This is a genomic window from Shewanella indica, assembly GCF_002836975.1.
Classification (GTDB): Bacteria; Pseudomonadota; Gammaproteobacteria; order Enterobacterales; family Shewanellaceae; genus Shewanella; species Shewanella indica.
The window spans coordinates 38,085-49,675 of the sequence record NZ_NIJK01000026.1; the positions used below are offsets into that span (position 1 = coordinate 38,085).

The following is an 11,591-nucleotide window of genomic DNA, read 5'->3' on the forward strand; positions in this document are numbered from 1 at the left end:
TCAGAAGTTGCAAATCTATGACTCCGGTGAGAGAAAACGCGCCGATTATACCCGTGGGCGCTGGGCTTTGTCAGAGATTGTCGAGATAACGCACCATCTCCAGCCCTTGTGGAAAAGTGATAAAGGCTAATTTGGCCACGCAGCAACTGCCGAGCGCGGCGGCGTGCTTTTGTACCAACAGCTTGAGATCTTTGAGTTCGAGTCGAGACTGGCTCGGGCCTATTTGCGGCAATGAAGCCAGTACAGGTTCGTCACAGCGAGTGGCCGGAAGTATGGGATAGCATAAGCCGCCGGAATCTATCAGTTGGTCGCCCTGGCAACTCAGGTGTTGATGTAGGCAGATATACTCCAACCAGTCTCTTTCATTCTCAAGGAACAGGAGTTCGTCTGAATCTGCCGGTTTTAGAATGGCGGGCCAGGTGGGCTGTGTCATAGGGTATCCATGCATAAGCTGTTGCCGATACCATAACACAGTGACTTGGTGTTGCTATGATTTCTTCCCGGTCAGATTGAACCATAACCGTGCGGCTTTGAGCTTAACCGCGATTGCTGTAATCGAAGTGGATTTCTCCATTTTGGTTTTCAATCACGCAGGGGCCATGTTCCCTTTGAGTGCGCTGCTGGGCCGGGCCTATATGAATTTCCACATTGGAGTAGACATGCTTCAGGGCTTCGACAAAGTAATGGCGATAGTAACCTTCGGTTTCTGCTTTCAGTAGATCGAGTTCGGTTTCTTCCCGCAGTCGCTCATCATCGACACGATGTTTCTCCTGCAGCATCATTTTTACCTGTTCGACCATGGTAGGATCTGTTTGCCATTCACTCTTGGGCGGCAGTTTTCTCAGCCGGGCTTCCATTTCCAGCCCGGCCACTACCAGAACCCTAACACACTCTTCGAGTTCTTTGAGGTTTTGGCGGTATTCCCCCAAACGCATGGCGCAGAAGAGCTCTGTCTTGGTATCGGCTGTGGCGCCTATGGCAACTGCCTTGATGCCTTTTTCTGCCTTGGCTATTCCGCCCACCAGGTCTCCGCGACGGCCGTTGCCATCGCTGACTATCAGTTTGCCATCGGTGCAACTGTGGCTGTGCAGCAGTTGCTTGGTTACCAAAATATCGCCTTGGCACTGAAGATCGGAATATTGCACAAATTGGGCCGAAATTTGCCCCTTGGCTCTTATTTGGGTCGACAGCTCATTGGTGCGGATCTGCCTGCCTATGATGCCTTTGCTGACAGTGATATCTCCCTCGGCCGTCAGGGATGCCGAGTCGACAAAGCCCATGACTGTGATATCGCCGCTGCTCGTGACTTGCATCCCTTCATGGACGTCGCCACTGATAAGAATGCTGCCTTTAAAGTCGACGTTGCCATAGCCCACGTCGACATCTTTTATCTGCAGCACATCATCTACCTGCATGCCATTGCGGATTTCCACCGGCTGACCGGCAACTGTGGCGATAAGCTTATTGCTGTCCTTGGCGCTGAGTTCTGTACCTTTACCTATCACCATCTCCAACTCTTTACCTGGCTTGGCCGGTAGTACTTCACCGAAGACATTGTAGCCAGGGGTACCTTGGGTGGCGGGGATCTTCTCCATTAAAAGATCGCCGCTATTGACCATGATGACGGCGCCTAGGTTGCGCATATCCACAGTGCCATCCTCACGTTCTTGCGGATGCAATAGGCGTTCACGGGCCAGGGGCACTTTGCGGTCCAATTTGGCATGGTTGCCATTTACCGCCGCCTTGCCGCAGGCAATGATGCCTTCTATGGTTTCACCGGGTTTACTCTGCTTCAGGCGTTTGAGCATGGTTTCTATCTTGATTTTCGACAGCCCCATGCAGATCTTATCTTCCTTGAGACGGCGAAGGATATCCGGCAGGGTGATCTCCTTCCCCCCCCAGGCGGCGGTAAGGGTCATTGTGGCTTGCATCTTGTCCTTACTGGGCTGGAGTGATATCTGGCCGTCACGACACTCGGCTATCTGAAAAAATTGCTCGAATTGGCCATCTTCTTCGGCATAGAGCTTGTTGATCTCTTTGACGGCTTTAACAATTTGACTGTCGAGGGGGTAAAGTTTGGCAAAGTCAGGTAATGCCAGCAGATGACGAATGGCTTCCTCGGTAACGGGACCATGGGTTTTGGGGATGAGCCTCAGCTCGGCAAATTGCATGTTACTGCTGAGTTCAACGAGATCCGGCGCCAGCATATTAGAGTATCCAGGTTAGTTATACCTTTCCTTTGGAGCTTGAACATGTTTGCCACTCGAGTAAGAAACTGTTTGTCCATGGTGCGGGGTGTGCCATGACATAACAGGAAAACAGGGGCTCTTATCGACTGAGTCAACTCCTGTGCGGAACGGTACTATTATTATTTTTCCGACTGCTATTGAGTATAACAACATAAGCTCGCCGAAACGAAGCCTGTCGTTAACATCCCATTAGCAGTTATTCAAAAGATAATAGCCCTGAATACTTATAAAAATCTTTGATCTCTTAGCGAAAAGTTACCAAAAATTTTCGGCGCTACTTTTTGTCACTGATATTCCGGTAAAGCTTGTATTTGTTGTTTTCGGCGATGACATTCACCTTGCCGAAATGGGCCGCGATTGTATCGCTGTAAGGCAGGTGGCGGTTGGCTACTATCTGCCATACTCCTCGCTCTGTGAGTTTTTTGGTACTGTCGGCGATAAAGCTTTCGGCAATATGGGTAGTTGCCGCCAAACCATCATGAAACGGTGGGTTGGAGATGATGGCGTCGAACTCGCCCTGAGTGGCGCTCAAGCCATCTGATGGATAGACTTTGGCGCTAAGGCCATTGGCCTTAAGGGTCAGCTCACAGGACAGCAGCGCCATGGCATTGATGTCGACACATTCAAGGGTCAGCTCCGGCTGGGCCTTGAGCAGGGCGGCCGCAATCACTCCGGCGCCGCAGCCAAAGTCCAATACCCGGCCCTCGAGCTTAGGCAGATGAGACAGCAACAGCTCAGTACCCAGATCCAGCCGTTTTTCACTGAATACTCCGGCCATATTGCAGATTTGCACATCCCCTTGGGGAGTAGGCAAGCTGTAGTGGCTGACATAGGTCTCAATATCCAGCGCAGTTGGGTTGGTGATGGCCTCGGCGGCAAACAATAGACAGTGACGGGCGTTGTCCAGTTTGGCTGCATTGCTGAACCAGCGACTTTGCTGCTTGGCAAACGACTTTATCCCGCCTTTGTTTTCCCCTATGACCAGAAGTTGGCCTCCTGGTTGCAGGTGCAGCGCCGCCAGCTCCAGCAGATAAGCGAGCAGCGGCTTGGCCTTGGGGTAGTAGACCACAACGGTCTCGAACCTGTCTGTATGGGGCAATTGGTGGCCAAAGTAGCAATGAAGCGAGGCTGTGGCTTGCGATTTAAGCTGTTGGAAGTGATTGAAGTCCAGCGCCAGGGCATCGACTCTGGGGCACAGCTTCAAAAGCTCTCTGGCGCAGCTATCGCTTTCATGGTTGAGCAGCAGCAGGCTTTGGCCTTCAAATAGCGCACTGTTGCGCAGCAGTAATTGCGATGGCGGTGTCAGCAACATAGGAGAACTTCCAAGGATAAAATCTGCCGCGCATTATAGCCAATCAGTGGTGGCAGCGGGCAAGAGTTATAGTCGGCAAAGACAAAAAAAGCGGCCGCAGCCGCTTTTACCAGGCCAAGCCTTATTTGGCGGCGTGTTGCCCCTTGGGCAGTAGGCTGCTCAGTTTGGAGGCGATATCCGTGTTGTCCTGATTGCCGATAAACAGCTTGGCGCCCGGGCCTGCGGCAAACACCTGCACATCTGTGCCCGTATGGCCACCTGTGGTCCAGCCTGTGTTGGAGCGGCGATCCACTTCCTGTTTGATAGCGCTGGCCAGCGTCTCTTTGCCTTGCATTCTGGCCTTGGCCAATTGCTCCAGCAAAGCGGGTTCCAGCTCAAAACCCAGGCCTTGAGCCAGCGGTGCTTGCCAGTCTTCTGCGGTCAACGCCGCGGCGGCCAGAGTGTCGATACTGGCAGAGAGCCCCTTGAGTACCTCTGGATTCCAGGCATATTTGCCCTTGCTGCCGATGGAGAGACCGCCGGTATTGTGATCTGCGGTGGCCACCATCAGGGTATTGGGGTTTTGGCGTACGAACTGCTCGACCACTTCCATGGTACGGGCAAATTCATCCATCTCCGCCATGGCGGCGGCGATGTCGTTGTTGTGACCGGCCCAGTCGATCAGACTGCCTTCGACCAGCAATACAAAGCCGTTGTTGTTTTGTGACAAGAGCTCCAGTGCCTTGCCTGTCATGGTGCTGAGGCGATGGCCGTCCTTGTCATCCAGCACCCAGGGCAATTGCACTTCGGCAAACAGGCCCATTACCTTGGGTTGTGTGATACTTTCAAGCGCGCTGAACTCCTGCAAAATTTGATAGCCCTTGGCATCAAACTTGGCCAGCAGTTCCTGATCAAAGTATTTCTGGCCCCCCCCAAGCATTACATCGGCATCCGTCTCCAGATACTTGTTGGCCAGCTCGACATAGTGCTTGCGACTTTCGCTGTGAGACAAAAAGGCCGCCGGTGTGGCGTGATTTATCTGGGAAGTGACCGCCACTCCTGTGCTCATTCCCCGCTGCTTGGCCTTTTCCATTATGGTCGGGATCGGCTGCTTCTGGGGGTCGACCGAGATGGCACCATTATAGCTTTTTACTCCGGTTGCCAGCGCGGTTGCCGCGGCGGCGGAGTCGGTGACATAGCCACTGACTCTGGCGGGGTAGGTACTGGCCATACCGACCAACAGGCGATCGAATACCGTCTGTTCTATCTCTTCGGTATCCGGGTTGTCTTTGAAATATCGGTAGGCGCTGGTATAAGCCGGCCCCATGCCATCACCGACCATGATCACGATATTTTGGGGTCTGGAAGGGGCGGGATTGGGCAACTGATTGGCATCGACTGCCAGTGGCAGCAGCAATGACAGTCCCAGTAATGCGCCCGTGAGTTGGCTCAGTTTCATCAGAGTCTCATCCTTGTTGTTTTTGTTGCAGTCTTTGCTCAATGGCATTCATCAGCATGCCGGTGATATTGACATCGAAAGCCGCTTCAATCTCTTTGATGCAAGTTGGGCTGGTAACATTGATTTCGGTGAGCTTATCCCCGATCACATCCAGACCGACGAAGATCAGGCCGCGCTTTTTAAGCTCTGGGCCCAGGGCTCTGGCAATGGCCCAGTCACTTTCTGACAGAGGCTGGGCAACACCGCTGCCACCGGCTGCCAGGTTACCGCGGGTTTCGCCCTTCTTGGGGATCCGCGCCAAACAGTAGGGGACAGGCTCGCCGTCGATGACCAGAATACGCTTGTCACCCTTGGTGATCTCAGGAATAAATACCTGCGCCATGGCATAGTTTTGGCCGTAGTTGGTCAGGGTTTCTATGATGACCCCCAGGTTGGGATCGTTCTGCTTGACCCTGAATATAGATGTGCCGCCCATGCCGTCAAGCGGCTTGAGGATCACATCGCCATGCTGGGCATGGAAAGCGCGTAACCGCTGCGGATCGCTACTGACCAGTGTGGTGGGGGTGAATTGACTGAACCAGGCGGTAAACAGCTTTTCATTGGCATCACGCAGGCTCTGTGGCTTGTTGACTATCAGTACCCCGGCCTCTTCGGCGCGCTCAAGCATGTAAGTGGCGTAGATGTATTCGGTATCGAACGGTGGATCCTTACGCATCAGAATCACATCCAGCTCCTTGAGCGGCGTGTCGGTCGCTTCACCCAACTGGTACCAATCAGTGGGATCTTCCTGAACTTTGAGTGGCCGCATCTTGGCCCAGGCTTCACCCTGCAGCAGCGCCAGATCCTGCATCTCCATATAGAAGAGCTCATAGCCGCGGGACTGCGCCGCCAACAACATGGCGAAGCTGGAGTCTTTTTTGATGTTGATATCCTTGATGGGGTCCATCACTATGCCGAGCTTGATCATGATGCCTTTCCTTTATTCGTTACGCCCACCGGGCGGAAAATGGTTAACCCAGATCGCCGAATCTGAGTTGCAATGCGGTAATGGCGGTTAGCGCCGCGGTTTCGGTGCGCAGTACTCTGGGGCCGAGCAGAACTTCGGTAAATGCCTGGGTTTCTGTCATGGCAATTTCCTGCTCCGACAGGCCGCCTTCCGGACCTATCAAGAGTCGCACCTTGTTGTTTGGCAGCTCAAGGCCATTGATGCCGTGAGCGGCTCTGGGATGCAGATTGAGTTTCAATGCTGTTGTTGGCTCGGCGCACCAAGCGGCCAGCTCCATGACTGGTCTCACTTCAGGAATCCGGCTACGGCCGGATTGCTCACAGGCGCTGATAACAATTTTTTGCCACTGCTGCAGTTTCTTTTCTAACCTATCGCCGCTGAGTTTAACGCCGCAACGCTCTGAAAACAGTGGCGTGATGGTGTTAACCCCCAACTCTACCGATTTTTGCAAGGTGAAGTCCATGCGATCGCCGCGGGAGATCACTTGTCCCAGGTGCAGATCCAGAGGGGACTCAGAGGGATTGTCCATGGCAGACAGCACGTTCACATCCACGGCCTTCTTTCCGGCGCTGACGATAGTGGCCGGATAGTCTTTACCATCGCCATTGAACAGGCTTATCTGCTCGCCGCTGGACATCCGCAGCACTCGGCCGACATGGGCGCTGGCATCATCATCCAATGACAGGACTTGCCCCGTGGTTATTGGACCTGGGTGATAAATTCTCGGCACTCTCATGCTCTGTGTTCCTTAGGCTTAATGTGTTCTGCCACTGAAGGCACTTTGGCTGCAGGCAGCCTGCACCCATGGATTGTGATTGCCCTGAGAGGCGGCAATCGCCTGATCTCGTTGGCATTCAATAGTATCAACTGGATAGCTTTTGTCCCACGCCTTGAATAACTTTAATTGGCTGGAGGCTATTTTGAGCCCATAGGTTTGCTGCATATAAAGGTAGGTTCTGGCGATGCGCCCCCTTGCCTGCGCCGGTGGCTCTGCCTTACGGCCTTTAAAGTCGACTGTCATCTGACACTGGCCATATTGGTTTGGCTTGGCGTTCCACTGGCTGAACCTGAAGTTGGACCTATCGCCGTTGACCTCACCCACGGCGGGCACCAGATTATGCAGGTCGGCCTCCATGCGCTTGAAGGTCTTGTCGTTACGGCTGCAGTTCTTGCGGCCGCCGTTTTGCCAGCACTGCAACTGATGGCCAAACTCCCAGGCAGGCACTATGTGCTCCCATTCGATGCGGTTGGCACGGGTCTGTTGTTTGCGGATTTGATAGCCGCAACTTTCCAAGTCAGGCTGCCATTTCTTGCCTTCCATTTTGATGGCGCAGCCACAGTAGAAACTGACCGCCGGCAGGGTTTGGCTGTAGATAGTCCTGGCGCGTTTTTTTGCTTCGGAAAAACTGCTTGGATGGCTGGGCGAAGCCAGCACAGATGAGGCTGCCAAAAGCAGCGGCAGGGCCACAAGCGGCCGCTGAAGGAATGAAATCACTCTGTTCCCTAAAATCATAGCTAAGGATGCCGACAGCCGATACTTCAGGTGTCAGACTTGGAATTGTTGCAGCAGATAGTAAAAGAAGCCGCCAGGCTTGGCAACTTGGCTCAGGATGGCTGAGGGCTTAGCAGTTGGCCGCAGCGGCGGCATTGATATTTAGCCTGACCCCGCATGACCTTGTTATGGCGGCGGATGCTTAGCTCCACCACGCCGCAGCCACACTGATAGGGTAGGGTTCTGGGTTTGACCGAACTGATATCCATTGAGTGAGTGGTACGCGGTGCCAGACCGTAGATCCGTCGCATCAAGCTCTGCCACTCCTTACCATGAGGTCGGGTTTTGCCATGCAGTTGGAAGCAGAGCAGGTGACAGATCTCGTGTGGAACCACCTCATGGGTGAAGGTGTGCAGGTTTTGCTCCAGCAGTACTGGATTGAAACGCAAGCGGTTCTCGGTTGGATGAGCGGTACCGGCGCTGCGGCCTCGCAGGGCAAAGCTGACCGAGGGGCGCTTTAGTGCATGCCCCAGCGCGGCCTCCGCCTTGAGATAGCAAAGCTCTATTGCATCGAGCACTGCCTGCTGCGCTTCACTAGCGGCAGCTTCAGGCTGCGGTTTAGACGCTTGATGGTATTCAACTGTGCTGGCGCTTTTAAGGGATCTGAACAACTGACTCAGCATGAGAAAACTCGAATTGGCATGAATTGGTGGCAAATAAGCAGAGGCGCAACCGCGCCTCTATGAGTAAGGAATTATAGGCTTTTGGCAGCCGCTGTCAGCATGGCTTTGACCTGCTCGACAATTGCCGTTTCGGTATCGGCTTCAAAACCGGCAATTCTCGGGGTGTGAATATGCCCGGTGGGAATGCGGCTGCCGAGTTGGTTCTGCAACAGGATAGCCCGGTAGGAGATTTCGTTGGACAGGTAACCGCCGCCAGAGCCCTCCACCGAAATGCTGTTTTGCAGTTCGCTCAGGCTACTTGCCTGAAACTCGCCCCGGGAAATAGTGCTGACGCTATGGTTGTCGTTGACCTTCCAGCGGCCATTTACACTTTGCATGGCCGCTACCGGCAGGGAGAACTCGACAAACTCAGGGCCATTGAGGGTATCGTTATCCAGCTTGGGGGGCAGAGGGCGCTGTATACTGGCGCCGGTGAAAATATTGCGGTTGTCCGGGGCTTCGGCGCTGCGGTTGCGGCCCGGGAAGCGCTCCAGATCGAAGTCGCTGCGCCCCATACTGACAGTGACCACCATGTCGACACTCTTGTCGCGATAAACCGGGGTCAACAGCGACTCTATGATGCCCTCATCAAAGTCGGCGAAACGCACCGGGATCATCACTGTCTCTATCTGCGCCTGACGGCCGTTAACCGAAAAGCGGTAACCATCCAATGCCAAAGCGACCAGACCTGAAGGGTTGCTCTGCTCTATATTGCGGTCGAGAAAGAAGGGGTCGAATCCGGTCAGCAGTATCTTGATGCTGACATCATCCTTAAAGTCGATATCGCTGAAACCTCGGGATGACTTTTCCACCGCCTTGGTGAGTATCTGCCGTTGCCAGGAGGCGATATTGAACTTGGGCGATTGTTTGTCCAGCTCTGCGCGCATCTGCAACCGGCTCCAATAAAGGGAGCGATCGTCGCTGTGACCTGACTGCACATCTCTGACTGCCTGTTGCCACAGGCGTTGCCCCTGGTGCGCCACCATCTGGGTAACCTTGAGCTCATCGGTATGTTGGCGGTATTTGGTTACCAAATCATCAGTCAATGCCTGATAGCGCTGGACCACTTGAGGCATTTTTTCGTTGGCGGCAGGCAGGCGATCCTCTTCGACACCGGCCTGAGCCGACAGAGAAACCAGAGTACCCGACAGCAGGGCTATGGCCAGGCTGGGCTTAAACATGGCAGTTCCTTTCGCTTATAGAGTTGTAAAGTTAGGGACGGTGCGAATAAGTCCTCGTGGCCTTCTCTTTTGTGAGTGGCTTGCACAGTCATTGACTCTCTGCGTTATCCGACCTTCTTCAAGTATGCAACACTCGCCAGCAACTGGAAAGCTATCTGTTGCCTTGCCTGATTGTTGCCACAATTGAGCAGGGCTTTGCCTGACATTTATTCACCCCAGGGCTGTATGCTCGTTGCTTTGACTGCCGGGATTAAAAGGGGAATAAGATGAATAAAGGTTTGCACAGAAGGCGCCTGAGTAAGCGTTTGCTGCTGCCCATGTTGCTGTGTTTATTGGCTCAACAAACGCAGGCTGTGGCAGCGGCGCAGACCAAGGTCAGTGAAGTCGGCTCTGAGGTCACGGCCGAGGGGTGGCAAGAGGTACGCCGCTGGGACAAGCTGTTCGAATCCGCAGGTGTTAAAGGCTGTTTGCTGCTTTGGGATCAAAAGCGTTCTTTGGGGCTCTCCAACAATCTAAGTCGCGCCGCCGAAGGTTTTATTCCGGCTTCTACCTTTAAGATCCCCTCCAGCCTTATTGCGTTGCAAACCGGGGCAGTGCGCGATGAAACCAGTCGTTTTAGCTGGGACGGAAAGGTTCGTGAAATTGCTGCCTGGAACCGGGACCAGAGTTTTCGCACCGCAATGAAATATTCTGTGGTGCCTGTGTATCAGCAGTTGGCAAGGGAGATAGGCCCCAAAGTGATGGCAGCTATGGTGCGGCAGTTGCAATATGGCAATCAGGATATCGGCGGTCAAGCGGACAGTTTCTGGCTCGACGGCCAACTTAGGATAACGGCGTTTCAACAGCTGGATTTTCTGCAGCAACTGCATGACAACAAGTTGCCTGTGTCCGAGCGCAGCCAGCGAATTGTCAAACAGATGATGCTGACCGAAGCGAGTACTGACTATATCATTCGTGCCAAGACAGGCTATGGTGTACGGCATACGCCGGCCATAGGTTGGTGGGTCGGTTGGTTGGAGTTGGACGACAACACTGTCTATTTCGCCATTAACCTGGATCTGGCCTCAGCCGGCCAGTTACCGTTGCGCCAACAACTGGTGAAACAGGTGCTCAAGCAGGAACAGCTACTGCCTTGAGTATGGCTGGCACGGAATATAGAGAGCCAAAAAATAAGTCACAGAAGGCCGACTTGTGTGCTGTGCTATTGATTCCTCAGCCTACTTTCATCTGCAAAGATTGGCTACATCATTAAAGATTGCAATGACTCCTGACTGTTGAAGCGTTTGGTGAAAAAGTCCAGAAACACACTGATATTGGTCGCCAGTTGCCGACGGGAGGAATAGACGCCATAGACCTTAAAGGGCTCTATGGGCCATTCCTGCAGCAGCGGCACCAGGGCGCCACTGGCCAGTTCGTTCTTGCATACCGAATGGGACAACATGGCGATGCCAAAATCATCCAGCGCCAGTTGCTTGACCATGATGGCACTGTTTACCCGAGTGCGGCGCCTGAAGCTGGCCATGGTTTTGCGGCTACCCTTTCCCAGCGGCCAAATGGGGGCCGAACGGGAGGTACCCAGCAAGATACCATCGTGGCGGGCCAGATCTCTCGGGGTTGCCGGCGTTCCTTTGGACTTGAGATAGCCAGGGCCTGCCACCAGAATCGGCTGACGTTCAAACAGGAGCCGGGCGACAAGATCCGAAGGCTGCAGCGGGCCATACTTGATGGCGATATCATAGCCTTCGCCTACCAAGCCCACATCGGCATCGGTAAACTGTACATCCAGTTCGACCCCCGGATAGAGACGCATAAAGCCGCTGCAGAGATTGGCGATTAACTCTTGGCTGAATGAAACCGGGATCGCAATCCGCAATGAACCGGAAACATCGTTATGGGTATTCTCGATTGTGGCTTTTGCCGCTTCCACTTCGTTGCAGATGCTGTCACAGTGTTGATAAAAGAGCGCGCCCACCTGAGTGAGGCTTATTGAGCGGGTATTTCGTTGCAGCAGACGTACCCCAAGCTGTTGTTCCAGTTGGGCGATTTTTCGGCTAATGGTAGACTTTGGCAGGCCGGTTTCACGGGCCGCCTGAGAGAAGCCTTCTGCTCTGACCACTGCTGCAAATAGGAGCATCCCATTCAAATCTGGCATGTTTTTATTACTGTCTCAAAAATGGAACATAGCGTCTAA

General features: G+C 53.7%; 11 protein-coding genes. 1 reads left to right on the top strand and 10 read right to left on the bottom strand.

Annotation, left to right across the window (positions count from 1 at the left end; translation table 11 throughout):
• Nucleotides 1-70 precede the first annotated feature (70 nt).
• From CX650_RS06425 to CX650_RS06465, 9 genes are all read right to left on the bottom strand, one after another.
• On the bottom strand, nt 71-433 hold the full coding sequence (locus CX650_RS06425; RefSeq protein WP_226684522.1) for a DUF4144 domain-containing protein: 363 nt from the start codon (nt 431-433) through the stop codon (nt 71-73).
• A 103-nt stretch (nt 434-536) separates the two neighbouring features.
• Nucleotides 537-2,207: a DUF342 domain-containing protein gene (locus CX650_RS06430; protein WP_101095337.1), complete on the bottom strand. Its 1,671-nt coding sequence runs from the start codon at nt 2,205-2,207 to the stop codon at nt 537-539.
• 316 nt (nt 2,208-2,523) lie between these two features.
• A complete protein-coding gene (locus CX650_RS06435; protein WP_101095396.1) occupies nt 2,524-3,558 on the bottom strand; it encodes a class I SAM-dependent methyltransferase in 1,035 nt (344 codons plus the stop codon).
• A 124-nt stretch (nt 3,559-3,682) separates the two neighbouring features.
• A complete protein-coding gene (locus CX650_RS06440) occupies nt 3,683-4,999 on the bottom strand; it encodes an alkaline phosphatase (RefSeq protein ID WP_101095338.1) in 1,317 nt (438 codons plus the stop codon).
• A gap of 7 nt (nt 5,000-5,006) precedes the next feature.
• A complete protein-coding gene (gshB, locus tag CX650_RS06445; protein WP_101095339.1) occupies nt 5,007-5,966 on the bottom strand; it encodes a glutathione synthase in 960 nt (319 codons plus the stop codon).
• Nucleotides 5,967-6,009: 43 nt separating this feature from the next.
• A complete protein-coding gene (rsmE, locus tag CX650_RS06450) occupies nt 6,010-6,741 on the bottom strand; it encodes a 16S rRNA (uracil(1498)-N(3))-methyltransferase (RefSeq protein WP_101095340.1) in 732 nt (243 codons plus the stop codon).
• Nucleotides 6,742-6,759: 18 nt separating this feature from the next.
• Nucleotides 6,760-7,497, bottom strand: a complete 738-nt coding sequence (locus tag CX650_RS06455) for an endonuclease (RefSeq protein ID WP_229799989.1) — start codon at nt 7,495-7,497, stop codon at nt 6,760-6,762.
• Between the two features lie 113 nt (nt 7,498-7,610).
• Complete coding sequence (locus CX650_RS06460; RefSeq protein ID WP_101095342.1) at nt 7,611-8,180, bottom strand: SprT family zinc-dependent metalloprotease; 570 nt, start codon at nt 8,178-8,180, stop codon at nt 7,611-7,613.
• 71 nt (nt 8,181-8,251) lie between these two features.
• A complete protein-coding gene (locus CX650_RS06465; protein ID WP_101095343.1) occupies nt 8,252-9,400 on the bottom strand; it encodes a pyroglutamyl-peptidase I in 1,149 nt (382 codons plus the stop codon).
• 266 nt (nt 9,401-9,666) lie between these two features.
• Here CX650_RS06465 and blaOXA point away from each other — a divergent pair, with 266 nt between their 5' ends.
• Nucleotides 9,667-10,536, top strand: coding sequence for an OXA-55 family carbapenem-hydrolyzing class D beta-lactamase (gene blaOXA / locus CX650_RS06470; protein ID WP_157823003.1), 870 nt, complete (start codon nt 9,667-9,669; stop codon nt 10,534-10,536).
• A 104-nt stretch (nt 10,537-10,640) separates the two neighbouring features.
• On the opposite strand, the gene CX650_RS06475 is transcribed toward blaOXA, so the two are convergent.
• A complete protein-coding gene (locus CX650_RS06475) occupies nt 10,641-11,552 on the bottom strand; it encodes a LysR family transcriptional regulator (RefSeq protein WP_025008920.1) in 912 nt (303 codons plus the stop codon).
• Nucleotides 11,553-11,591 lie beyond the last annotated feature (39 nt).